General features: G+C 63.6%; 27 protein-coding genes. 18 read left to right on the top strand and 9 right to left on the bottom strand.

Annotation, left to right across the window (positions count from 1 at the left end; all coding sequences use genetic code 11):
- Positions 1-182: 182 nt before the first annotated feature.
- From UU9_RS18570 to UU9_RS00095, 9 genes are all read left to right on the top strand, one after another.
- Positions 183-500 (top strand): PQQ-binding-like beta-propeller repeat protein, encoded by a 318-nt coding sequence (locus UU9_RS18570; RefSeq protein WP_083838867.1) that lies wholly within the window; start codon positions 183-185, stop codon positions 498-500.
- Between the two features lie 165 nt (positions 501-665).
- A complete protein-coding gene (locus UU9_RS00130) occupies positions 666-1,304 on the top strand; it encodes a hypothetical protein (RefSeq protein WP_156804130.1) in 639 nt (212 codons plus the stop codon).
- Positions 1,305-1,334: 30 nt separating this feature from the next.
- Positions 1,335-2,639 carry an XVIPCD domain-containing protein gene (locus tag UU9_RS00125; protein WP_007079667.1) on the top strand — a complete coding sequence of 435 codons (1,305 nt, stop codon included), beginning with the start codon at positions 1,335-1,337 and terminating at the stop codon, positions 2,637-2,639.
- Between the two features lie 91 nt (positions 2,640-2,730).
- Positions 2,731-3,087 carry a glutathione S-transferase family protein gene (locus UU9_RS00120; protein WP_007079666.1) on the top strand — a complete coding sequence of 119 codons (357 nt, stop codon included), beginning with the start codon at positions 2,731-2,733 and terminating at the stop codon, positions 3,085-3,087.
- A 63-nt stretch (positions 3,088-3,150) separates the two neighbouring features.
- Positions 3,151-3,585: a VOC family protein gene (locus tag UU9_RS00115; protein ID WP_007079665.1), complete on the top strand. Its 435-nt coding sequence runs from the start codon at positions 3,151-3,153 to the stop codon at positions 3,583-3,585.
- A complete protein-coding gene (locus UU9_RS00110; RefSeq protein WP_007079664.1) occupies positions 3,582-4,286 on the top strand; it encodes a DUF899 domain-containing protein in 705 nt (234 codons plus the stop codon). The genes UU9_RS00115 and UU9_RS00110 overlap by 4 nt, the downstream gene beginning before the upstream one ends.
- Before the next feature lie 137 nt (positions 4,287-4,423).
- Positions 4,424-5,734, top strand: a complete 1,311-nt coding sequence (locus UU9_RS00105; RefSeq protein WP_007079663.1) for a dicarboxylate/amino acid:cation symporter — start codon at positions 4,424-4,426, stop codon at positions 5,732-5,734.
- A 202-nt stretch (positions 5,735-5,936) separates the two neighbouring features.
- On the top strand, positions 5,937-6,278 hold the full coding sequence (locus tag UU9_RS00100; RefSeq protein ID WP_007079662.1) for a zinc ribbon domain-containing protein YjdM: 342 nt from the start codon (positions 5,937-5,939) through the stop codon (positions 6,276-6,278).
- 344 nt (positions 6,279-6,622) lie between these two features.
- Positions 6,623-8,206, top strand: coding sequence for a Gfo/Idh/MocA family protein (locus tag UU9_RS00095; protein WP_007079661.1), 1,584 nt, complete (start codon positions 6,623-6,625; stop codon positions 8,204-8,206).
- A gap of 101 nt (positions 8,207-8,307) precedes the next feature.
- Here UU9_RS00095 and UU9_RS00090 read toward each other — a convergent pair whose 3' ends face one another.
- Entirely contained in the window at positions 8,308-9,312 is a 1,005-nt protein-coding gene (locus UU9_RS00090) for an alpha/beta fold hydrolase (RefSeq protein ID WP_007079660.1), read from the bottom strand.
- A gap of 147 nt (positions 9,313-9,459) precedes the next feature.
- Entirely contained in the window at positions 9,460-11,109 is a 1,650-nt protein-coding gene (locus tag UU9_RS00085; protein ID WP_007079659.1) for a sensor domain-containing diguanylate cyclase, read from the bottom strand.
- A 183-nt stretch (positions 11,110-11,292) separates the two neighbouring features.
- On the opposite strand from UU9_RS00085, the gene UU9_RS00080 reads away from it, so the two are divergent.
- The gene (locus UU9_RS00080) at positions 11,293-12,030 is read left to right on the top strand and encodes a tannase/feruloyl esterase family alpha/beta hydrolase (RefSeq protein ID WP_007079658.1); all 738 of its coding nucleotides are present in this window, start codon (positions 11,293-11,295) and stop codon (positions 12,028-12,030) included.
- Between the two features lie 26 nt (positions 12,031-12,056).
- Here the strand turns inward: UU9_RS00080 and UU9_RS17810 are convergent, their stop codons facing one another.
- A complete protein-coding gene (locus tag UU9_RS17810; RefSeq protein ID WP_156804129.1) occupies positions 12,057-12,206 on the bottom strand; it encodes a hypothetical protein in 150 nt (49 codons plus the stop codon).
- Positions 12,207-12,290: 84 nt separating this feature from the next.
- Between UU9_RS17810 and UU9_RS17805 the strand changes: the two genes are divergently transcribed.
- Both UU9_RS17805 and UU9_RS00065 read left to right on the top strand, forming a co-directional pair.
- Positions 12,291-12,746 (top strand): hypothetical protein, encoded by a 456-nt coding sequence (locus UU9_RS17805; RefSeq protein ID WP_007079656.1) that lies wholly within the window; start codon positions 12,291-12,293, stop codon positions 12,744-12,746.
- A gap of 356 nt (positions 12,747-13,102) precedes the next feature.
- A complete protein-coding gene (locus UU9_RS00065; protein ID WP_040669795.1) occupies positions 13,103-13,645 on the top strand; it encodes a protein tyrosine phosphatase family protein in 543 nt (180 codons plus the stop codon).
- A gap of 299 nt (positions 13,646-13,944) precedes the next feature.
- On the opposite strand, the gene gndA is transcribed toward UU9_RS00065, so the two are convergent.
- The 5 genes from gndA to UU9_RS00040 form a co-directional block, all read right to left on the bottom strand.
- Entirely contained in the window at positions 13,945-15,354 is a 1,410-nt protein-coding gene (gene gndA, locus UU9_RS00060) for an NADP-dependent phosphogluconate dehydrogenase (protein WP_007079654.1), read from the bottom strand.
- A 213-nt stretch (positions 15,355-15,567) separates the two neighbouring features.
- On the bottom strand, positions 15,568-16,860 hold the full coding sequence (locus UU9_RS00055) for an RNA polymerase sigma factor (RefSeq protein ID WP_040669793.1): 1,293 nt from the start codon (positions 16,858-16,860) through the stop codon (positions 15,568-15,570).
- A 61-nt stretch (positions 16,861-16,921) separates the two neighbouring features.
- Positions 16,922-17,329: a VOC family protein gene (locus UU9_RS00050; RefSeq protein WP_007079652.1), complete on the bottom strand. Its 408-nt coding sequence runs from the start codon at positions 17,327-17,329 to the stop codon at positions 16,922-16,924.
- Between the two features lie 33 nt (positions 17,330-17,362).
- Positions 17,363-17,770 (bottom strand): VOC family protein, encoded by a 408-nt coding sequence (locus UU9_RS00045; protein ID WP_007079651.1) that lies wholly within the window; start codon positions 17,768-17,770, stop codon positions 17,363-17,365.
- Between the two features lie 25 nt (positions 17,771-17,795).
- Positions 17,796-18,215, bottom strand: a complete 420-nt coding sequence (locus UU9_RS00040) for a YciI family protein (RefSeq protein ID WP_007079650.1) — start codon at positions 18,213-18,215, stop codon at positions 17,796-17,798.
- Positions 18,216-18,377: 162 nt separating this feature from the next.
- On the opposite strand from UU9_RS00040, the gene UU9_RS00035 reads away from it, so the two are divergent.
- Both UU9_RS00035 and UU9_RS00030 read left to right on the top strand, forming a co-directional pair.
- Entirely contained in the window at positions 18,378-18,755 is a 378-nt protein-coding gene (locus UU9_RS00035; RefSeq protein WP_007079649.1) for a YciI family protein, read from the top strand.
- Between the two features lie 136 nt (positions 18,756-18,891).
- Positions 18,892-19,248 carry a DUF1428 domain-containing protein gene (locus UU9_RS00030; RefSeq protein WP_007079648.1) on the top strand — a complete coding sequence of 119 codons (357 nt, stop codon included), beginning with the start codon at positions 18,892-18,894 and terminating at the stop codon, positions 19,246-19,248.
- Between the two features lie 218 nt (positions 19,249-19,466).
- On the opposite strand, the gene UU9_RS00025 is transcribed toward UU9_RS00030, so the two are convergent.
- The gene (locus UU9_RS00025; RefSeq protein ID WP_007079647.1) at positions 19,467-20,261 is read right to left on the bottom strand and encodes a class I SAM-dependent methyltransferase; all 795 of its coding nucleotides are present in this window, start codon (positions 20,259-20,261) and stop codon (positions 19,467-19,469) included.
- 285 nt (positions 20,262-20,546) lie between these two features.
- Here UU9_RS00025 and UU9_RS00020 point away from each other — a divergent pair, with 285 nt between their 5' ends.
- The 4 genes from UU9_RS00020 (at position 20,547) to UU9_RS00005 (ending at position 23,921) form a co-directional block, all read left to right on the top strand.
- Positions 20,547-21,422, top strand: coding sequence for an SMP-30/gluconolactonase/LRE family protein (locus tag UU9_RS00020; RefSeq protein WP_040669755.1), 876 nt, complete (start codon positions 20,547-20,549; stop codon positions 21,420-21,422).
- Positions 21,423-21,653: 231 nt separating this feature from the next.
- On the top strand, positions 21,654-22,421 hold the full coding sequence (locus tag UU9_RS00015; protein WP_007079645.1) for a hypothetical protein: 768 nt from the start codon (positions 21,654-21,656) through the stop codon (positions 22,419-22,421).
- Positions 22,422-22,860: 439 nt separating this feature from the next.
- Complete coding sequence (locus UU9_RS17800) at positions 22,861-23,043, top strand: hypothetical protein (protein ID WP_156804128.1); 183 nt, start codon at positions 22,861-22,863, stop codon at positions 23,041-23,043.
- Positions 23,044-23,168: 125 nt separating this feature from the next.
- Positions 23,169-23,921 (top strand): glucose 1-dehydrogenase, encoded by a 753-nt coding sequence (locus UU9_RS00005; protein WP_007079644.1) that lies wholly within the window; start codon positions 23,169-23,171, stop codon positions 23,919-23,921.
- Positions 23,922-24,006: the final 85 nt, after the last annotated feature.

Below are 24,006 nucleotides of genomic sequence, written 5' to 3'. Positions count from 1 at the left end.
ATGACCTTCTGCCAGCCTGGCCACCAGCCCATCCCCGACAGGCAACACTGCGTCAGCGATGACGGACGAGGGCGAGGGGTCGCTCGGGTGCGCCCTCGCCCGACGATGGGCTGCGTATGGACGCGACAATGCGGCCACCTGGTTTTCGCCGCTGACGCAGATCATCAGGACAACGTCGCCAGCTGAAAAGGCATGGACCTACCAGGCCGGCGACCGCCCGAAGCAGCGCTACGCGCACAGACCACGCGCTGAAGATTGGCGATCGCATCTATCTGTGCACGCCGCACAACATTCTCCTCGCGCTCGACGCACGCAACGGCAAGGAGCTGTGGCGTTACGGCACGAAGGTGCCGGACAACACCGTCCCCAGGGGGCGTATGAGCATCTTGATTAGCTCCGCGCCGTTCCGGGTCGCCGATAAGGCGCGGTTTGGGCCATCGCGGTATCGGTCACGAGTGGCGGAGCAGATCCCACCATCAAGTGTGTCAGCGCTCGATTAGGCCACTACCTGCGTTTCACAAGAGTCCGGATGCATTCGACAGCGCCCGATGGAACGCCCTCTCACCTTTGCCTACGCCGACTCCCGAAAGCGCTCACGTGCGGAAAAGGACCGGTGATAATATCTTGCGCTTGCGAGTGAGCACCGCATGGACAGGAGCTGCACGATGAGATTCAGGACGTTCATCCTCCCTTTTGCCCTGCTTATGGCCCAAGCGGTCACCGCGGCTGCCGTCGACAGCACGAGCCAGGACATCAAGAACCACGTCCCGCCGGACGTCACTGGTGATTTGCCACGGGATGTGCGTGCGTTTGTCGCCGCTGCGGACACGCTGCTTGCCTACAAGCCAGCCAACTCATATGGCGATGGGGTTTCAGGCGCCGTGATCATTGTCCGGCACCAAGTCAGCGAAAAGAGCGACTACGACTTCGACGATAATCCCTGCGAATTGATCGCCTTGCGCCGGGAAAACCACGAGTTGGTCGAAGTCGATCACAGCAAAAAAGCCGTGGATTGCACATACAACGATGTCGCGCGCAACGCCCCTGCGATGTCATTGAACGACAACCTGACCGTGGCGCCGGCCAGCATCGTGTACGTCAACCAGAAAGATAAGGGCGACACCACGTTCTATTTTGCGTGGTCGAAGAAAAAGAGCACCTGGTATTTGCAACGCGCCACCGCGTCGAACCCCGACAGCGGCACAGGCGTCCGCCATGTCAGTGCGATCTACCCGATGGACTTCGCGTGGACGCCGATGTCCTCGGTCGATCCGGAAGCCATCGCTGAGGTGCTGCAAAAGTAGGGGAAGGCAATCGAGTGAAAGGAGTTCGCCATGCCGCATTTCAATCGCAGTTCCGCCCTTCTGTTCAAACGCTGCGTCGAAGCGGGTATTGAATCGCCTGCGGAGCTTGCCAACATCATGGGAAACGCTTCGGTCGAAACCGATGGTTTCCGCACGATGCACGAACGTTTGGGGTATTCCTCAGTCGACAATGTCATCGGAGCGGTGCGGAGCGCCGCCGTGCGATACACACGTGAAGAGATCCAGGCAGCAGTCGACAGCCAAGACCCGAAAGAAGTGGCAAAAGTGCTTTACCAGGGTCGCGCCGACTTGGGCAACAACATGCCCGGAGATGGTTACAAGTTTCACGGTCGCGGCTACTTTCAGTACACCGGCCGGGACAACTACACCGACTTCGGCAACAAGTTTGGCGTCGATCTCGAGAACAATCCAGAGCAGGCTGCCGAGCCGGAGATGGCGGCAAGACTCGCCATTGCATACTGGAAGGACAAAGTCCCCGAGAAGTACCGCGAGGATGCCAAACATGCGGGCGTCATCATCAACGGTGGGCCGAACGGCGCCGATGCGCGAGTGACGCAGTCGAAAAGCTGGAAAAATACGATCACTCAGGAGCTCATCGATAGCGTCAAGAACGGAACGCTAAGCGCAGACCAACTCGCTACTCTGGGCGTCGGTGGAATTACGCGCAAGGGAGACCACGGCGCTGAGGTAAGAAACCTGCAGAGCCATCTCCGCCAGTTGGGTTACGCGGACGATCATGGTAACCCGTTAGGTTCCGATGGCAATTTCGGTCCAGCGACGCTCAACGCCGTCAAAGCGTTCCAGCGCGATCATGGACTGCCCGATGACGGCGTAGTTGGTACCAACACGAGTCGTGCAATTCTGCATGGGACGATCCAGCAGATTAGCCTGCAGCAATCCGCCCTCACCGCGCTCACTCTCGATAACTACCAGCACCCCGGTCACTCGATGTACCAACAAGCGCTTGCGGGCGTTGGCGCGCTCGACCAGGCGCAGGGCCGCACGACGGATTTGCGCAGCTACAACCTCGCTGGCGTGTTGGCGCTGGCAGCACGACGCGAAGGGCTCGAGCGGATCGACCAGGTAGTCCTGAGCGATGACGCCTCCCGCGCCTTTGCCGTGCAAGGCGATATTCGCTCGCCGCTGCGTCGGTTTGCCGATGTGGACGTCGTGAGCGGCATCAACACGCCGCTGCCGCAGAGCAGTACTGGCTGGCCCCAGCTGCAGGCAGCGGGAACGCAACATGTGCAGGCGCCCACGCCGTCGGTGCAGACGGCGGATGGGCCGGTGGCGCAATCATCTATGCAGCGTTAACAAATAGGTCTGGCCTGACCCTGTTACGCTCCACCTGACGGCGCATTCGGACTCGGACCTGTGGCCGCGGGACGATCGCCAGATCGATGTTTTGCGCTGGCTGAGCTGGGCCGGCCAGGAATTCAATCCGGTGGCGAGCCAGCTCTACTTCGAATACATCATCAAGCCGCGTTTCAACATCGGCGAACCCGATACCGCGGCGGTGGCGCGCGCGCAGGATGGATTCCGCCGGCTTGCGGCCATCCTCGAAAGCCATCTGCAAGACCGCCGCTGGGTGGTCGGAAAAACGCTCACGGTGGCGGATTTCTCGCTGGCGATCACCCTGCCCTACGCTGAAGCCGTGCATATTCCGCTCGCCGAATTCCCTGCCGTCCAACGCTGGCACGACACGCTGTGCGAAATCGACGCATGGCGCGAACCGTTTCCCGAAATCGCCGTCGCCGCCTGAGCCGCTGCGATCGACTGCCGTCGCCGGCGGTCGTCATGTCCCTGCCCCGCAAGAGGAAATGCCATGAACCTGGTCAGCTACCTTTTCTTCAAGGACAACGCCGCCAAGGCGTTCGATTTCTACGCCCACGCCCTCGACGGCAAGGTCACGATGAAGGTGACCATGGGCGAAATGCCCGGCACCGAGGCGCTGCCGGCGGAAGCCCGCGATCTTGTCGCCCACATACGACTGGAAGTCGGAGACGCCGTGTTGATGGGTTCCGACTGGTGCGGCCCCACGCCCGAGCCGTATCCCGGCATCCATGGCAACGCGGTGTCGCTGGGCGTCGACGACCCCGGCGAAGCCGAGCGCGTTTTCAAGGCGCTCAGCGATGGCGGCCAGGTGACGGTGCCGATCGCCGAAACGTCGTGGGCCTTGCGCTTCGGCATGCTCATCGACCGGTTTGGCGCGAAGTGGATGGTCAACTGCAACCGCCCCGTGGCGGCAAACAACGCATGAACGCGCCCACCATTGCCACACGCGCCGCGTGGCTGGAAGCCCGCAAGGCGCTGTTCGAAAAAGAACGCGCCATGACCCACCAACTCGAGGCCTTGCATGCCGAGCGGCGCCGGCTGCCCTGGGTGCGGATCGACAAGCGTTACACGTTCCAGGGTCCCGAGGGTGCGCTCGACCTCGACGACCTGTTCGGGCGGCAAAGCCAGCTTGCGATCTACCACTTCATGCTCACTCCCGGCTCGCACCATGTCTGCCCGGGATGCTCCTTTCTGATGGATCACGTCGATGCCGCGCGTCGGCACTTCGAACATGCCGACCTCGCCTTCGCGGCGGTGTCGCGCGCCTCCATCGAACGCATCGAAGAAGTACGGCAACGCATGGGTTGGACCTTCCCCTGGGTGTCCTCCGGGGAAAGCGACTTCAACTACGACTTCGGCGTCTCGTTCACCGAAGCCGATCGCGCCGCGGGCCGCGCCAGCTACAACTACGGTCTTACGAGCATCAGCAGCAGCCCGGACATGTTCGGCGTCAGCATCTTCGCCAAGGATGACGACGGCAACATCTTCCACACCTACTCCACTTATCACCGCGGCGTGGAACTGCTGGCTGGCGCGCTCAACTGGCTGGACCTTGCGCCCAAGGGCCGCAACGAGGGCGACGGCACCATGAGCTGGGTGCGACTGCACGACGAATACGAAGACTGACCGCATCGTCACCAAGCGCAAGCCGCCGGCCATTCGCATCGAAAAGGGGTTCGGTTCAACCGGGCCCCTTTTTCTTTCTGCTTTCGGGTGACGCCGGGCGGTCCATCACGTACCTTTGCCGCATGACAAAGCACAAGATGTCGCTCGCGACACGCATCCTCTGGGGACTGGTCATCGGCATCGTGGCCGCGCTGGCAACGCTGGGCGTCGGCCAGTGGCATGCGCCGACGCTGGCTTTCATGCAACGCGTGTCCTCAGCCGTGTTCGACCCGCTCGGGCAGGTTTTCCTGCGCATGCTGTTTTTCGTGGTCATCCCGCTGGTGTTTTCGTCGCTGGCTTCGGGCATCGTGCAACTGGGGCAGCTGAACCGACTCGGCCCGCTGGCCGGACGCACCTTTGCCTTGTTCGTGGCCAACATGGTGGTCGGCGTGGCCATCGGCCTGGTGCTGATGAACCTGTTGCAGCCGGGCCAGCATATCGATCCGATCACCACGCAAAAACTGATGGCCGAATACGGCGGCTCTGCCCTGCAAAGCGTGCGCACGCATGCCGAACAGCCCAGCCTCAGCCTCGGGCTGCTGGTGGAGATGTTCATGCCGCGCAACCTGTTCGGCGCGGTCGTCGGCAACAATCGTGGCGTCATTGGCGACGTGCTGCCGCTGATCCTGTTCGCCATCCTGGTCGGCGCCGCCGGCACGCAGCTTTCGCCCGACAAGCGCCAACGCCTGCAGGACGGCCTGGATCTGATCACCGAGTTGATGACGAAAATCGTCGACTTTGCCCTGCGCCTGGCGCCGTATGCCGTGCCGGCGATGATTTACAGCGTGATCGTGAAAGTGGGGCTGGACGTGGTGCTGGCGCTGTCCGTGTTCGTGGTCGGCTGCCTGCTGGCCATGACCCTGCACCTGTTCGGCACCATGTCGCTGTGGATCGCGCTGCTGGCGCGAAAATCGCCGTGGACGTTCTTCAAGCAGATCCGTCCGGTGCTGGTCACCGCCTTCACCACCAGCTCCAGCAATGCCACGTTGCCGACCTCGCTGGCCATCGCGCAGGAAGAGCTCAAGCTGCGCCCCACCACCTCGGGCTTCGTGCTGCCACTGGGCGCCACCATGAACATGAGCGGCACGGCGCTGTTCGAGGGCTGCGTGGTGTTGTTCGTTGCCCAGGTGTTCGGCGTCGAGCTGAGTCTCGCGACCCAGGTCATCATGCTGCTGCTGGCCGTGCTCAGCGCCGTGGCCGTATCCGGCATTCCCGGCGGCTCGTTGCCGATGATCGCCGGGCTGCTGGTCACCTTCGGCATACCGCCGGAAGGCATCGGCATCATCATCGGCGTGGATCGCATCCTGGACATGGCGCGCACCGCGGTCAACGTGGGCAGCGACATCGTCACCGCGCAAATCGTCGACGACAGCCTGAAGCGGGCCGAGGCGCGCAACGGGCGCGCATAGGCCGATCGATCAACCGGCGATGCCTGGCCGCGCGGTTGTCGATCACAGGTCGGCCGTGGCGATGTTTGATCCGGTGCCATGATTCGCCTGCGTGGCGAGGGAAAGCCAAAGAAACGGGTTATGGATCGCCCGCTCCGCAAGGGCATCGGGGCGACCATCTATACTCCGTGGCCCATTGATTGCCCCCGGATGGACCGATTCGATGTCCGATATACCTGCCTGCCCGTTGTGTGCAATGGAAAACACCTACCCCGACGGCGACAACTACGTGTGTGCCGATTGCGGCCACGAATGGCCGATCCAGTCGGATACGACCCTGGATGCCGACGCGGTGGTTCGGGACGTGAACGGCAACGTGCTCAACAACGGCGACACCGTGGTGGTGATCAAGGACCTGAAGGTGAAGGGCTCGTCGATCCCGCTGAAGCAGGGCTCGCTGATCAGGAACATCCGCCTGGTCGATGGCGATACCGAGAACATCGAAGGCCACTCGGACAAGATCAAGGGTCTGGTGCTGAAGGTCTGTTTTCTGAAGAAGGCGTGAGGCACGACACGCAAAGGGGCGGAGGGAATCGGGAAGCGTGGTCGTCCATCGCTGATCGCCATCCCATCGCCGACTGCGCCGCCATGGCTCGGTGCAGTCGCTCGTTCTCTGCAAAAATCCGCACGCAGCCCGATCGGGCCAGGCGCTCCTGACAAGCTGAAGTCACTGGATTCCTGCATGACCAGCCCCACGGCCATCGAGAGTCGCAGGAATGGCGGAAGCCGGCGTTGTCCGCTCAAGCAAGCGCCACTCCACCGTGCTCCGTTTTGTTGACTCCGTTTTGTTTCTCCGCGATCTCTTCAGGCATGCTTGGCCGTCGATATCCCACCGGAGGCGCAACGCTCATGACGGATGAATCGAACAGCGGAAAAGAGAAGCCGGACCACGGTCCCTCGGCAACCTCCAACGACACGTCGGCGATCGGCAAGATCACGCGCCGCGAATTCCTCACCGGCTCCGCCATCGCCGCCACCGGCTTGATGATCGTGCCCCGCCATGTTCTGGGCGGGATCGGGTACACGCCGCCCAGCGACCGATTGAACATTGCCGGCATCGGCGTCGGCGGCATGGGCATGCACAACATCCGTGCCCTGGCCGGCGAGAACATCGTCGCCCTGTGCGACGTGGATTGGGGCTACACGGAGAAGAGCTTTCGCGGGATGTTCGACGGCCTGGGGAAAGCGCGTGCGCGCCTCGACAAGGCTCAAACCCCGGCCAGGCGCCACGAGCTGCTGGATGAGATCAGGCAGACCGAGCTGCTCTCGCGCAAATTCGATTCGATCAAGCGTTACACCGACTACCGCCGCATGCTCGAGCAGCAGAAGGACATCGACGCGGTGGTGATCGCCACGCCGGACCACCTGCATGCGGTGATCGCCAGCGCGGCGATGAGCCATGGCAAACATGTCTACGTACAGAAGCCGCTGACCTGGTCGATCGACGAGGCCCGCACGCTGGCCAGGAAGGCCAGGGAAAACCCGAAGGTCGTCACGCAGATGGGCAACCAGGGCCACTCGACCGACGATGCCCGGCTGATCAACGAGTACATCGCGGCCGGGGCGATCGGCAACGTCAGCGAGGTCCACGTCTGGACGAATCGCCCGCTGGCCTACTGGCCGCAGGGCATTCCACGCCCGCAAGCCAGGCCGAAGCCGGACGACGCGAGCTGGGACGAGGAAGCGGTGATGGACCGGCTCGCCAATGCCATGGTCGGCAACTATCCCAAACCCGAAGGGCTGGCGTGGGATCTCTTCCTCGGTCCCGGCCCCGTCGTCGACTACCACCCGGTCTATCACCCGTTCAACTGGCGCGGCTGGGTGGATTGGGGGGTAGGTGCCATCGGCGACATGGGCGCGCACCTGATCGATTCGCCGTTCTGGTCGCTGGACCTGGGCTTTCCCACGGCCGTCGAGACCGTCTCCACGCCTTTCAACAATGCGTCGTATCCCGTGGCGACAATGACGTATTACGAGTTTCCCGCGCGCGGCGGCAGGCCGCCGGTGAAGCTCACCTGGTACGACGGCGCGCTGCTGCCTCCCGGCCTGCAAGCTCTGGGCGCGGGGCAGCTGAGCAAGGACGGAGGTGTCCTCTACATCGGCGACAAGGGCAAGCTGATCCACGAGACCTACGGCGCGAACCCGCGCCTGTTGCCGCAGTCGCTGCATGACGCGGTGGGCACGCCCCCGCAAAAGTACGCGCGCATCAAGACCTCGCACGAGATGAACTGGGTGGATGCCTGCAAGGGGCGCGCGGAAGCGTCGTCGCCGTTCGCGTATGCCGCGCGGCTGACCGAGGTCATGCTGCTGGGCGTCGTGTCGCTACGCGCGGGCGGCAGGATCGAGTACGACGCACAGAACATGCGCATCACCAATGCACCGTCAGCCAACCAGTTCCTGCGTCGCGAGTATCGCGACGGTTGGGCCATCTAGGAACGCGGAGCACCGGGGCCGAATGCACCATGCGCCAAGCTCGCCTGGAGATCCCCGTCATCCCGCTCTACATCACGCAGCGAGCCGCGTTCTTTTTCTTTTCAGCGACCGTCCAGGCCGTCGCGCAAAGCCTCGGCGAAGGCCTGCGGCTGGTCGATCCAGGCGCAGTGGCCGGCATCGTGGATGACGTGCACGCGGACCTTTCCCGCCTTGGCCAGGGCGGACCACAGGTGGGCCGCGGGATCGAGATAGTCGCTGTCGCCCTGGATCACCGTGATCGGCACGGGATGCGCATCGATCGCGGGACGCACGTCCCACGTGGGCATGCTCGCGGCGATCGCCGCGCCTGCCGCGTGGTTGTAGTAGATGCCGCCGCTGGTGAGCTGGTGCCAGCGCTCCACGTGCACGAGGTCCAGTGGCGCGTTGTAGCGGATGCGTAACCGCATCCTCGCCTGCCGCGGCGTGTCGCGATGCTTGTCTGATGGCAGGCCGGCTTCGGCGAGCGCCCGCGCGATGGCGTCTTCGCGCGCCATCATGGCGGTCTCCCGCTGCTCCAGCGCCTTGTTGTACGCATCCGACATGGCCTGGTCCATCACGGGCGGCATGCTGCCGGCCAGCACCATGCGCTCCACGTGCGTGGGGTAGGCGCGGTAATAGGCCATGGCCAGCAGGCTTCCGAACGAGTGGCCGAACAGCACCAGTCGATCGCGGCCCAGCGCGACCCGCAAAGTCTCCAGGTCATCCACCATCTGCCGCATGGTCAGCTCGCCCTCTGTCCCCGCCGGCACCGGCGACAGCACGCTGCCGCGCTGGTCGTACAGGACGAAAGCATGCCGTTCCAGCTGCGGCCGCAAGGCATCGATGATGTAGTGGAAATCGCGCCCCGGCCCGCCATGCAGAAACACCACCGGCGCACCCTGCCCGATCTCGGTCACGAACAACTTCGCGACATGATCCGTCGTCGGCAGATACCAGGCGTTGCGCTGCACCTGGTTGAAGACATCGTGCCTTCCAGGCTGCGCCGTCGCGCCAACGTCACTCGCATCCGCGGCGGAGCACACGAGGCCAGCGGCCAGAAGCAAGGCAAGAAGACGAAGCGCGCGCATGGCTGCCATCCTTCATGAAGACGGAAAGAGGTTATGGCGACACATGGCGGCAATCAAATGCCACGGGTCACCGACGGCAGGCCCCTTCACGCATCGGAGAACGCGGCGCGGTGATGGCTGCGTTTACAGTCATCCTGACGGAAGCGTTTACGACGCCCCTTTTCCCTGCATTACCTCTTCCGAAAAAACGCACACGCCCAATGAATGGCTCTTGGCCTGGTACATGGCGGCGTCGGCGGCGCGCAGGTAGTCGTCGGTTGTGGTGAAGCCGGCCTGGCTGCTGACGACTCCGATGCTGGCGCCGCACGTCACGGTGTGCGTGCCAAGCTGATAGGGGGCAGCGAGGGCAACAGCCATCTGCCGAGCCAGCTCGATCGCCCCGGCGTGGTCGACAGATTCAAGCAGCACGTTGAACTCGTCGCCGCTCATGCGGGCGACAAGGTCAACCGTCCGCACGCAGGACTCAAGCCGACGGGCGACCCGCTGCAACAGCTGGTCGCCCACGTGATGCCCGAGCGTGTCGTTGATGGTCTTGAACTGGTTGAGGTCCAGCAGAAGCACGGCGAACGTGCTGTCGGTGCACGCCGGAGCGTCGGTTGCCCGGGTGGCATTGTCCTGATGCAAGGCAACCGCGTGCTCGAGGCGATCACGGAACAACGGCCGGCCCGGCAAATTGGTCAAGGCGTCGTACGAGCTGCCGCGTTCGGCCAGATCGCTCAGTGACCCGGCCATCCGCACCGCAACGCCACGTTCGAACCGGGCAACCCCGCGCCAGTTGAGCCAGGCCAATCGCCCCGATCCATGACGCGCGCGAAAATCCACCGAAAAGTTCGGGCGGTCGCCAGACAGATGCCTTCGGTACGCCGTCTGCACGCGCTCGTGGTCATCGGGGTCAATGAGCTGTTGCAGGAAATGCCAGCCGTCATCATGCAGATGGCCGGCGCCACTGAGCCCGACAATCTCATGGAAGCGCTGGGACACATGCAGGACGTCCGTCTGCAGGTCCCAATCCCAGATGCCGTCATTGGATCCACGCGTGGCCAGCGCATAGCGGTTGTCGGATTGCACCAGCTCCAGCTCGGTATCTTTCTGCCGGGTCACGTCGATCATCAGACCGATCATGCGATTCGGACGCTCCTTGTCGACATCCACCCGGCACAGATCGCGCACCCACACCACCTTGCCGGATTTGGCGATCAACCGGTAGCTCATCTCGTACGCATAACTGTGCGTTGCGTTGTACGCGGCGTCGTCGATGACCAGCGCTTCCTGCAAGTCATCGGGATGCACATGCGCTCGCCAGAACCCCGGGTCGGCACGCCACTCCTCCACCGAGTAACCGAAAAGGCGCTCGACCTGCGGGCTCAGGAATGTATTGCCCACGCCGCGCTCGGCTTCCCAGACCACGCCATCGATGGTTTCCAGCAGCCGCAGGAAGCGCTGGCGGACCTCTACCAGCACCTGCTCGGTGATCTCCACAATCTCGATCAGCACGCCCTGGCGACTGATCACCCGCTCAGCGTCATCCGTCTTCGGCTGGAGCTTCAGGCGCATCCAGCGATAGTCCGCATTGGCCACGCGCAACCGGAACACCGGCATGCCCGACCTCAAGGTGCCGGTATCGTCAGGGTGCACGAAGTCGAGCAACGACCGGCCCAGCGCCTCCTCCACCGGATAGCCCGTGAGCTTGTGCCAGGCGGGATTCACGTAAGTGATCGTCCACAACGCATCGGTTTGCACCACTGCTTCGGGCAGCAGCTGCAGCAGTTCTGAAGGCGGCGTGGTACGAGCAGGCATCGTCGTTCATGCTCACCGAAGCACCATCATCCGTCCAGCCCCTGAATGTGGAGACCGGGCCAATGGGCTCGAGGCCAGCTATCCGCATCAACAGATCGATGCGCCGGCCTGGCGCGTGCGTAGCGGGCGGCACCGCGCCCTTGCTGCGCAAGGCATCCGGCGACACGCTGCTAATCTCGCGGCATGAACCTGCGACATGCATCGGCAAGCCTGTTGCTATGGCTGTGTGCGGCGGCGTACGCCAGCGCGGCCGAGCCCGCGCTCATCGAGCGCTCGGCCACGCTGGCCGAGATCTTTCCGGCGCAGCAGGTCCGGGCGCTGCGCTCGGTGTTGCCTGCCGATCGGCAGGTGACGTGGACCGTGCGCTTGCCATCCACCCCGCCCCGCAGCGTGCTGGTATTCGTCAGCCCCAACGCAACAGCCGATCCACCACCGGGTTGGGACACAGTGCTGGATCGACACGCCATGGTGTGGATCGCCGCCCGCGATTTCGGCAACCCGGTGCCCAGCAATCAACGCGTGCTGGTCGCGTTGATGGGGCTGACGCTGGCACGGCGCGACTACGTACCAGCCGATGCGCGTCGCTACATCGGCGGCATGTCCGGCGGAGGACGCATCGCCAGCATGGCCATCACGAAGTTCCCGCAGCTGTTCGACGGGGCGCTGTACATCGTGGGAGCCGATGACTTCGGCAAGGCCGAGCCGGCTCGGCTCGCCGCCATCGCCGCGAATCGCTACGTGTTCCTGACCGGCGAAAAGGACTTCAATCGCCGGGAAATGACGCATGTCCACGAACGCTATCGCAAGGCCGGTGTATCGCAGACGCTGTTGCTCGACCTGCCCCGCTTTGCCCACCAGTATCCCGACGCTACCGATTTCGAAAGCGCATTGGTCTTCCTCGACAGCAGCGCGGAGCGATGAAGAAGGCAGCCGAAACCGAACTCCGCCTATTTCGCGGCCGCCGCTTTCAGCGTCGCGAGCGAGTCAAGCGTCCAGTCTCCAGGCTGCCGCACATCATGGATGGCCGTGACCGTGCATTTGGTCCTGGCTTCCTTGCAACGGTTCTCGGCATCCTTCACGTCGGCGCGGCGCTTCATCGAGACACCTGTCTTCCGCAATCGGACAGCCAGCCGCATCCCATGTAACTTCCCCACCAGTTTCTTCCCGGCAAGCAAAACGCCATGACGCACACGCCCAAACCCGCTGCCAAGCGCGCACCGCCACCGCGCGTCCCCTCCGTCTTCATCGCGGGCGTGCGCTATGCCCAGGTTCCCGGCGACGTCGAAGCGGATGGTCAGGTCGGTGGCTTCCTCGCGGCTTACGACGCGTCCCATCGCGAAATCTGGCGCATCAAGGTCTACGACAACCCGCGTAACCCCGGACTGGAAGGCGATGTGCAGGACGTGTGGTTCCGCTCGCTGCGCGCCGAAGGCGGCAAGCTGCTGATCGAGAACGAACGAGGATTGCGGCTTGAAGTCGATCCGGCGACGCGACACGTCTCCGGCCGCCCGGCGCCCACTCCCGAGCCCCTGGCAGACATCGACCCGATCTCGGGCCAGCCACGCCTCCGTCGATCGGCAGCAGAGGACGCAGGGCCGACCAGCGCACCGATCAGCACCGAGTCGAGCACTGCATAGTCGAAGGTGGCGCCAGGCAGCTGCGCCTGCAGTCGCAGCACGATCAAGCTGTAGACGAATGCGATGACGCTCGCCAGGAGCCCACCCAAGAAACACCAGGCCGCCCCGCAGCGGCAATCCAAGAAACGGGGCGGGGGAATACGCGCCGATGGCCGCGATTATCACGAAGAACAGGCTGGCCGGCGGGCCCACGCGGTAGTGGCGACAGGATCCTTCTAGAAAACCAGCGGATGCGAATTGGGGGGACGGGGAGCAAAGGCGACGGAAACTAAAAACGTCGGATTCAACGTCCCTCCCTTTTCGACGCCCGGGACGACTCGGCTATCCTGTGGATGATCTACCGCGAGACGCCCGACATGTTTCGATTTCTGCTGTTGTCATTGATGCTGGCCATCATCCCGCTCGCCGGGCACGCTGCCACGCCGGCCGAGGCCGCACTGGCGGGCTTGCCGAATGTGTCGTTCCCGACGCCGCATCGGGTCGCTTCCGGCAGGTTGCAGGCGGTTGATGTGGCGGCACTGAAACGCGCCGGCATCGAACAGGTCATCGATCTCAGTGCCGACAGCGAGACGCCCGATTTCGACGAGGCTGCCGCGGTGCGGGCCGCCGGCATCGGCTATCACGACTTGCCGATCCATGGCGCCGGCGACCTGACGCGCACCCGCGTCAGGCAGTTCGACCGGTTGCTGCGGGACGCGGGCGAGCAACCGACACTGGTGCATTGCGCCAGCAGCAATCGGGTGGGCGCCATGATCGCGTTGCGTGCCGCCCTGGTGGATGGCCTGTCCACGGAAGCCGCGCTGGCCGAGGGTCGGCGATGGGGCATGAAGAGCCTGGAGCCAGCCGTACGCGAACGCTTGCACGCATGGTCCAGTGAACCCACCGAAAACACTCATTGAACGCCCGCCATTGCCGTTCGTGCAGCGGGCGATGCGCCAACTGAGCCGCCGCCAACGATGCCTGCGAACCGTCTCCCGAGATGACCCCGGAACCGGGCACTGGCGCACCGCCCTGTTCCGCGTCGTTTACCCCTGTGCGTGGCGCTGCCGATGCTGAACAGCAGTCTGTTCGCGTAGATGGCGGTGTCAATCCGGCCGCAAACGGGACTGAGGCAATCACGGCGGCTTGATCCCCTCCAAGATCGCCCGGCATCCTGGTGCTTATCAAACCACGACAGGCCCACTCCCAGCCGGATGCGTCAGCTCCACTCCGCGTGAAAGCTGCCTTTTTCGTCGATGCGCTCAAACGTATGGGCGCCGAAAAAGTCGCGCTGGGCCTGCAGCAGGTTGGCGGGCAGGCGTTCGCTGCGGTAGCCGTCGTAGTAAGCGATGGCCGAGGAGAAGCACGGCACCGGCACGCCGGCGGCGATGGCCACGCTGACCACCTCGCGCAGCGCCACCTGATAGGTCCCGGCGATGTCGCGGAAATACGGTGCGAGCAGCAGGTTGGCCAGGTTGGCGTTTTCGGCGTAGGCGTCGGTGATTTTCTGCAGGAAGCGGGCGCGGATGATGCAGCCGCCGCGCCAGATCTGCGCGATGGTGCCGTAGTCGAGCTGCCACTTGTACTCGTCCGACGCGGCACGCAACTGCGCAAACCCCTGCGCGTAGGAGACGATCTTGCTCAGGTACAAGGCCTTGCCGACGGCGGCGATGAACGCATCGCGATCGCCGCCGAAGGCCTTGTTGGCGGGCCCTTCCAGTTGCCCGCTCGCCGCGACGCGTTCGTCTTTCAGCGAGGACAGCACGCGGGCGAACACCGCTTCGGTGATCAGAGGCAGTGGCACACCAAGATCCAGTGCGCTCTGGCTGGTCCACTTGCCGGTGCCTTTCTGCGCCGCGCGATCAAGTATCACGTCGACCAGGTCCTTGCCTGTCTTCTCGTCTTTCTTGCCGAAGATGGTCGCGGTGATCTCGATCAGGTAGCTGTCCAGCTCGCCTTCGTTCCAGCGGGTGTAGACGTCGGCCAACTCCTGGTTGGACAAACCCAGCACGTGCTTGAGAACCGCATAGCTCTCGGCGATCAGCTGCATGTCACCGTATTCGATGCCGTTGTGCACCATTTTCACGTAGTGCCCGGCGCCGTCGGTGCCCATGTACGCCACGCATGGCTTGCCGTCTTTGGCCCGTGCCGCGATCTCGGTGAGGATCGGCTCGACCAGGTCATACGCATCGCGCGGCCCGCCGGGCATGATCGACGGGCCGTGCAACGCGCCCTCTTCGCCGCCGGATACGCCGGTGCCGATGAAGTGCAAGCCCGCCGCGGCCAGCTCCTTGTTGCGCCGGATGGTGTCGTGGAAATTCGTATTGCCGCCGTCGATCAGGATGTCGCCCTTGTCCAGCAGCGGTCGCAGCTGGGCAATGGTGTCGTCGGTCGCCGCGCCCGCTTTTACCATCAGCAGGATGCGTCGGGGCTTCTCCAGTGAATCGACAAACTCCTGCAGCGTGTAGGTGGCGACGAGCTTCTTGTCGCCGTGCTCGGCGATCACCTCGTCGGTCTTCTCGCGACTACGGTTGTAGATCGACACCGCGTGGCCGCGGCTTTCGATATTCAACGCCAGGTTGCGACCCATCACGGCCATGCCGACGACACCGACTGCCTGCTGACTCATAGCGACCACTCCTCGTGCTTGTTGGCCTCGAAAGCGGGGCCAAGCCAAGAGCGTGCAACGTGAGACGTCAGGCCGTGTGAAGAAATCGTTCACTTGCGCAGATGGATGGTCTTGGCCGCCGCTCACTGCCGGCCTGCACCTTGCCCCTCGTCAGCAGGGGAGAAAGCCCGAAGCCGCCCACGACCATCGTGACCCGTCACCCGACGGCGTCCATCACGGTGAATCCGCGGATGCCTCGCAAGCCCGGGCGCGCGCCAGCAAGACGGCACGCTCGCGTGCGTTGCCGGTGAGCGACGCCGCCAACGCAAATGCCTCGCGCGCCTCGTCCACGCGACCCAGTTGCTGCAGCAAATCGCCGCGCACCGCCGGCAACGGCGCGTAATCGCGAAGCTGCCTTGCGTCCTCCAGCGCATCGACGATGACGAGTCCGGCGGCGGCGCCCTGCGCGCGACTCACCGCCACCGCACGGTTGAGTTCAACCACGGGCGAAGGCATCACCTGCAGGAGTTGTCCGTACAACGCGGCAATGCGTGACCAATCGGTATTCTGCATCTGCACGGCGCGCGCGTGGCAAGCCGCGATGGCGGCCTGCAACGCATAGGCACCGCTTGCTCCACCGAGGCGTTGCGCATGCTCCAACGCAGCCAAGCCACGCTGGATCTGCAGGCGATCCCACCGCGCGCGGTTCTGTTCGGGCAGCAGGATCGGCGTGCCGTCGACCTCGGTGCGCGCCGGTATCCGCGACGCCTGCAATTCCATCAACGCCAGCAGGCCGAACACTTCGGCTTGATTCGGCAGCAGCCCCACCAACACCCGCCCCAGCCGCAACGCTTCCTCGCACAAGGCTGGGCGCATCCAATCTTCACCAGCGGTGGCAGCGTAGCCTTCGTTGAAGACCAGGTAGAGCACTTCGAGCACGGCGTCGAGACGCTCGGGAAGCTCGGCCTTGCGCGGCACCTCGAACGCCACCGCCGCCTTGGACAGCGTGCGCTTGGCGCGCACGATGCGCTGGGCTACGGTCGGTTCGGCCTGCAGGAAGGCACGTGCAATTTCCGGTGTGCTCAGTCCGCCGAGCAGGCGCAGCGTCAATGCCACCCGGGACTCCATCGGCAGCACCGGGTGACAGGCGACGAAGAGCAGGCGCAACAAGTCATCGCCGATGTCATCGTCTGCCTTGTCCGGGGCTTCGTCGCCCTGCATGTCGGCTCCGTGCAGCTCCAGTTCCTTGCCGAATTCATCCTGCTTGCGCGCGTGCAAGGCGCGCTGGCGCAGATGATCGATGGCGCGATGTTTGGCGGCGGTCATCAGCCACGCCGCGGGGTTGTCCGGCAGGCCATCGCGCGGCCAGCGTTCCAGCGCACCCAGCAACACGTCTTGCGCCAGCTCCTCCGCGGTGTCGATGTTGCCGGTCATGCGCGCGATGCGCGCCAGCAGCCGTGGCGATTCCATTCGCCACAGCGTATCGAGCGCGCGATGAATTGCGTCGGGGTGGGTGTGGGCCGTCATCGCATCGATCACATCATTCCCGGCGGCTTGCCGCAAGCGTGCCGATCCCCGTCGCGCTGACTCATCCGTTCGGCATCTGCGCCTCGTCCATCCAGAACACTTCCCACTGGTGACCGTCCGGGTCGGCGAACCCATGCTGATACATGAACCCGTAATCCTTTGACTCGATCGTCGGGGTGGCACCCGCCGCAAGCGCCTTGGCCATGAACGCCTCGACGTCGGCACGACTGTCGAGCGACAGCGCCAGCAAGGTCTCGGTGCTGGCACGCGCATCGGCAATGGGTTTGTTGGTGAAGCCGGCGAAGAAGTTTTCGGCCAGCAGCATCACGCCGGTGCGTTCGTTGATGATCAGGCACGCCGCATTTTCGTCGGTGAATTTCGGATTGAAAGAGAACTCGAGCGCCTCGAAGAAATCGACGGAGCGGGCCAGATCCTTCACCGGCAGGTTGACGTAGAGATTGCGGGGCATGGTGGTCCTTGGTGTGGGTTGAAGGTGCGTGGCTTACGGCGCAGGCGTCACGCAATTGACCATCCACGGCTGGCCATAACGGTCGTCGCACATGCCGAACCGGGGTGACCACGCCGTCTCGGCCATCGGCATCCGAACCAGCCCACCGTCCGACATCATGGCGAACACGCGCTCGGCCTCCTCGATGTTGTCCACCTCGATGTTGACCGAGGTCGTGGCCTGGCCATCGGGGTTTTCCATGGCGTCGGCGCCCATGATCGAAGCGCCGCCCACCACGAGGTGGACGTTGGCGATCAGCGGCCGCATCGGCTCGGGAATGTCCGGCCCCATCTCGCCATAGGTCGCGCTGGAGACAACGTTGCCGCGCAGGACCTGCGCATAGAACGCGAACGCCTCGCGGCATTTTCCTTCGCGAAACATCAGGTACGGGATCAGTTTCATGGTGTCGCTCCTGCTGGCTGTTGTTTCAGTTGCCAAGGCGCTGGCGCAAGCGGTCTTCCTGCTCGCGCAGCTCGGGGGTGAATTCCTCGCCGAAGTCGGCGGCGTCGAAAATCGGGCGGATCTCGATCTCGGAGGGGCCGGGCATGGGATTCGGGCAACGCTTGACCCATTCGATGGCCTCCTCCAGCGAGCGCACCTGCCACAGCCAGAACCCGGCGACCAACTCACGGGTCTCGGTGAACGGACCGTCGATCACCCGTCGCTGCGGGCCATCAAACGCGACGCGTGCACCACGCGAACTCGGATGCAAGCCCTCGCCTGCCAGCATCACGCCGGCGTTGACCAGCTCCTCGTTGAACTTGCCCATCGCTTCGAGCAACTCCCGGCTCGGCATCGCGCCCGCCTCGGACTCGTCGGTGGCTTTCACCATCACCATGACTTTCATTCCAGTCTCCCGTTTCGCGGCGCGATCTGGCCGCTTGCAAGGAGGACGACGAACGGACGCGCCCCGGATCGACATGCCCTGAAAACTATTTTTCCTGGCCCTGTTTGAGCGGATCACCCGTAGCGGGCATGATCGGCATCCCGATGCGCTGCGGAGCCCGCGATGCAGTACCTGACCCTGATCCACATCGACCCCGGCTTGCTGGCCGAGCTCCCGGACGCCGAATACAACCGACTGATGCGTGGCTGCTTCGAGAAAGCCGACGCCCTGCGGCAAGAGGGCTGCCTGCACGGTTCGCAGCAACTGGAAAATCCCGACAGCGCCAGAACCCTGCGCGTACGCGACGGCATCAGCCGCGTCACCGACGGCCCGTTCGCCGAGACGCGCGAATTCCTGGCCGGGTTCAACTTGATTGAAGCGGACTCGATGGATGCGGCGATGGCCATCGCCCGGGAATTCCCGTGGGCGTGTTTCGGCAGCATTGAAGTGCGCCCGGTGCGCGACATGCAGGCCGTGCGGAAGCACGTCGGCGCAAAGTAGGCGGCCGACGGCAACCGGGAGAAACGGTAGTCCGGTCAGCGCGCCAAAGCCCGCCGCCGTGTCGATTTCGCCCGCCGCTGTTCGTCGATACAGCAAGGCCGCCATTCCGGTGGCCGTTGCCGCCGAGGAGACAGCCATGTCCTATGTCGATGGTTTCGTGATCGCCGTACCCGACACCAACCGCGAGTCGTTCATCAAACACGCCAGCACCTTCGACGCCATCTTCCTGGAATTCGGCGCCACGCGCGTGCTGGAGTGCTGGGCTGACGACGTGCCCGAAGGCAAGCTCACCGATTTCCGCCGCGCCGTGCAGGCGAAGGAGGACGAATCCGTGGTGTTCTCCTGGGTGGAATGGCCCGACAAGGCCACCCGCGACGCCGGCATGGAGAAATTCATGAAGGATCCGCGCATGGAGGCTGCCAGCGATTGTCCCTTCGATGGCAAACGCATGATCTTTGGCGGCTTTGTGCCGGTCGTGAGTCTGCCGGCGTAGCCGCGGTTTCCGCAAAAAGGAATCCGGCGAAATGGTGGTCCCCTCACCTGTTAGCGACGAAGTTCAGTTGAGCTCCTGCCCGTTCGCCCTGAGCGTAGGCCCGCAGGGCCGAAGTCGAAGGGTGGCCGCGAGGGGCCGCCCCAACTTCGCTTGCTATCGCAAGCTACGCCCAGCGTGAACGGAATCCGTGGCTGAGTTTCGTCGCGAATCAGGTCCCTTCAAGGCTTCACAAACCGCAACGTCATCCGGTCCGATTCGCCGACCGCTTCAAGTTTCGCGTGCTCGCTATCCGGTCCTGCCAGATTCGGTGGCAGGCGGTGGACGTTGATGTCTTCGGGATCCTTCGGGTTGGCGTTGACCTGGGATACCGCCGCAAGGCGGAAACCCGTTTTGAGACCCAATTCGATCAGGTAGTCCTCGGGAATACGGTGCAGCGCTTTCGCACTTTCCACGGCATCGGCAAACGGTTTGGCACGATGCTCGACCACACCGAAGACACCGCCGGACTTGAGCACCTGAAACGCCGATTTGAATACGACAGCCAGCGTCTCGGGGCTGTGGTTCAGCCAGTCGTGGGTATTGCGGAAGGTGAGCACCATGTCGGCCGAGTCAGGCTGGCCGAGATTCACCTGCAACGGCGGCGCAAACGGCACGACGTTCTCGATGTTGCCAAACATCGCGGGATGGGCCTTGATCGTGTCGGCAAACTTCGGCGAACCCGCTTCAATCAGATGACCGTGATCGCGCAGGAACGGCGCCAGGATCTCGGTGTACCAGCCACCGCCCGGCGCGATCTCGATGACCGTCATGTGCGGCTGGATGCCGAAAAATTGCAGCGTCTCGACCGGGTGACGGAAGCGGTCGCGCGCTCTGTTCTCGGCGGAACGCCCCTGGCCGTTGACGGCCTGTTGCAAGGACGCGGTGGTATCCGTCTTCACCGCGGCGGCGTTGGCGAAGCATGGCCACAACAGGGCGCTGGCAAGCAGCAGGAGCTTTCGCGTGGGCTGGATCATGGTTCGAGCCTCCCTTGGTGGAACGTGCAGCGTACTCCGGAGGTGTCGAAGCTCAATACCGCGGCAGAGGAGAACGTGCGAACCCTGCTCAACCTCTTCCCTTTCAGTTTTCCCGAAAAGTACCGTGAGCCACGCTGTTGCGGAGATGGCGTCGAGAACGGGTAAGGTCGAGAACGGGACAGGTTCACTTGCAACCGTGCCGGTTTCAGGACATACCTTGGAAAGAAGCCGCGAAAGCCCTCGCCATTCTTCCCTCCTCTCACGACAACGACAAAGGACACGCCCATGATCCGCGCCGTTTGCCTCGCCCTCGCCCTTCTCGCCTCCGCTTCAGCTTCCAACGCAGCGGAGATTGTCATTCACGACGCCAAGTCGCAGCCCGAAAGCATGGCCGTCGGGCCAGACGGCACCCTGTACGTCGGCAGCGCCAGTACTCCCTACGTCTATACGGTGAAGAAGGGCGCCACCACGGCAGCACCGTTCATCGATGCCAGCGCCGCCGGTCCCGGCACCTTCTTTTTCGGTGTACTGGCCGATGCGGCAACCCACACCTTGTGGACTTGCCAGCTGACGCCCGTGGCCGGCGCCACCCCGGTGCGCCGCACCACCGCCCTGCGCGGTTTTGATCTGAAGTCCGGCGCGCCGAAGCTGAGCTGGACCCTGCCCGGCGACAACTCCACCTGCAACGATTTCACCGTCGGACCGGACAAGGCGCTCTACATCACCGACACCGCCAACCAGAAAATCTACCGCCTGGCGCCCGGCGCCCAGGTCCCCGAGCTCTATCTCGACCACCGCAGCTTGCTCGGCATCGACGGCATCGCCTTCCTCGACGGAACGCTGTACGTAAACAACGTCTTTTTCAACAAGCTCTACCGCGTGCCGGTGGGCGCCGACGGCAAGCCCGGCACACCCGTCGACATCTGGATGGATGCCCCCGTCCACGGGCCGGATGGCATGCGCGCCGCCAACGGCAAGCTGTTCGTCGCCGCAAACGGCAGCGGTGAAATCAGCAGCCTGACGATCACCGGCGACACCGCCCACGTCACCGTCATCAAGGATGGGCTGAAGACCCCGACAGGCGTCGAACCGGCCGGCGATACCCTGTGGTTCACCGAGCGCGGGACGGGCAAGGTCTGGTCCGTGCCGATGCCGGAATAAAAGGACACTCCTGGCCCTACTTCGAGGCAACCATACCGCCCCGCATCATCCGCTCACTACCGGCAAAGTCGCCCACCTGCGGTGGTTGCCCAGCACGCGCGCATGCCCCGGACTCGGAATACCGTCCTCGACCTGGGGCTCGAAACGGACGTACCTCCGGCACACCGGAGCGCTTCGGGTGGATCCCGGCCGCGGTAGCAATCAATGCGAGGGCTTGCGATGAAAAGGTTGATGAACATTACGTGGGTCGTGACCGCCTTTCTGCTGCCGCTTCCACTCATGGCAGCCAGTGCTTTCGACGGCACCTGGAAGATCGATGTCAGCAAGGTCCATGGCTCGGGAGCGGCGGAGGTGATAACGCTCAAGGACGGCATGTACACCTGCAACTGCGCGCCTCCCATCCGCGTCACGTCTGATGGCACCGATCAGCCGATCAGTGGACGGCGGGACATGGACACCATGGCCGTGAAGATCGTGGACGACCATACCGTCGAGCAGACCGCCAAGAAGGATGGCAAGGTCGTCTACACCCGCACCTACACCGTGTCACCGGACGGCAAGACCGCCGCCTTCGTGGCCGAGTCGGATCGCGGAAAACACGCCACATTCCATGGCACCCTGACGCGCGTCGGCAGCGGCGCACCCGGCTCGAACGCACTGGCCGGTTCGTGGCAAATCGCGGGTTACCAGAGCGTGTCGGAGAGCAAGCTGACCTCCACGTACAAGGTCGATGGCGACACGGTGAGCATGTCCGACGGCGAGGGTGAGTCCTACACGGCCAAGCTCGGCGGCAACCCGGTGGAGATAAAGGGCGACCCCGACCACCACACGATAGCGGTGAAAATGGTCGGCAACACGCTGCAGGAAACCGACTACACGCACGGCAAGGTCAACTCGATATCGAAGATGACGGTCTCGTCGGACGGCAAACAGATGACCACCGTGACCACCTACAAACCCACCAACCGCGGGATCACGCTGGTCGCCTACAAACAATAAAAGAAGCGGCCCAATGATCGCTTGATACCTGAAAGCCCGGCCAGGCGCCGGGCTTTCGCTTGTCCTAAGCGGGCCAGAGCCCCTCTCCCGTTTTTGGATCGCGATCTTCAGGCGTGTCGTGGCGACCCTTGCTCGTTCGAGGGCGGCCCCACCAGCTCCAGCAAACGGCGCATGCCGGTGGATTGCCCGTCACTTCCTTCGACCCAGGGCAACTCTCGCTGCCAGTGCTCGTGAGCAAGTCGTTGCAGCGCGCTTGCCGGCGCCTGACGAAAGCCCATGAAGCATCGATTGAGGCGGCGCTACGTAATGGGTTGGAATTCGAGCTCCGTGACGTTGTCATGCCGCGACGATCGGCGGATTCTTGCGTAGACGTCATACACCCCTTCGCGCGCGAGGAATCCTGCAAGGTCAAAATCTCACGCGGGAACGAAATTGAACGATGCCAGGGAAAGTCGTCGAGCCGATGTCGATCGAGCCTCACCACGATGGCAGTCTCGACGTCACCGTGCAGCAGGTCGTGCGCGACCTATCAGGCAAGCTCATGGCCGATTCGGTGGTGCACCACATTTACCGGTTCGACGCCGGATGCGTGGCACGCATGGATCTTGCGGGCGACGAATGATTTGCGGCGTCGTGACGACGCGTGCCCACCATGTCGCATGATCGGTCAACACAAGGCCAGACTCTGGCCGAACTCCATTCGCCTCCGGGTAGCCCCGGACTCAACCAACAGGATCTTGTGGTCTCATGAAATCATTCCAGGACAAAGTTGTTCTCATCACGGGCGGCACCTCGGGCATTGGCCGGGCGACCGCCCTCGCCTTTGCCGGGGAAGGCGCCAAGGTCGTGGTGGTAGGCCGACGGGAAAATGAAGGCGCCGAAGCCGTCTCGCTTATTGAGCGCACCGGTGGTCAGGGGCTTTTCGTGCGGGCTGATGTTTCCGTCGAAGAAGACGTCGCGTCGATGGTCGTGCAGACTGTCGAGGCATTCGGTCGCCTGGATTTCGCGTTCAACAACGCGGGCGTCTTTCCCGAACCCGGTCCCATGACTGAGGTCACCACCGACACCATCGACCGCGTATTGGCCGTCAACGTGCGTGGCGTAGCGCTCTGCATGAAGCACGAAATCCCCGCCATCCTGAACAGTGGCGGCGGTGGCATTGTCAACACCGCCTCGTTCCTGGGCATCCGGCCTTTTCCAGGCACGGCGATATACAACGCGAGCAAGTCTGCAGTGATCGGGCTGACCAGATCCGCAGCCGTGGAGTTCGCCTCGCAAGGCGTACGGATCAACGTAGTGTGTCCCGGTGTTATCGAAACACCCATGAACGAGGCTATTCGCGCGGAAGAAAGTGGCCGCGATTTCCTGAATGGGCTTCAGCCGATGCAGCGGATAGGCCTACCCGAGGAAGTGGCTGGCGCCGTGCTCTACTTGTGCACCCCGAGTGCGAGATTCGTCACGGGTACAACGCTGAGCGTGGACGGGGGAATAGCAATTTGAAGCAGCGAACGGGGTCAGACTGAGATGGCCCGGGTTTGACGGACACCTTTGAACGGGGACAATCCCCTGGGAGGTGTCACATGGT

It is taken from the genome of Rhodanobacter fulvus Jip2 (assembly GCF_000264315.1).
Classification (GTDB): domain Bacteria; phylum Pseudomonadota; class Gammaproteobacteria; order Xanthomonadales; family Rhodanobacteraceae; genus Rhodanobacter; species Rhodanobacter fulvus.
The sequence above is the reverse complement of the archived record's forward strand: the minus strand, read 5'-3'. Positions and strand labels throughout refer to the sequence as shown.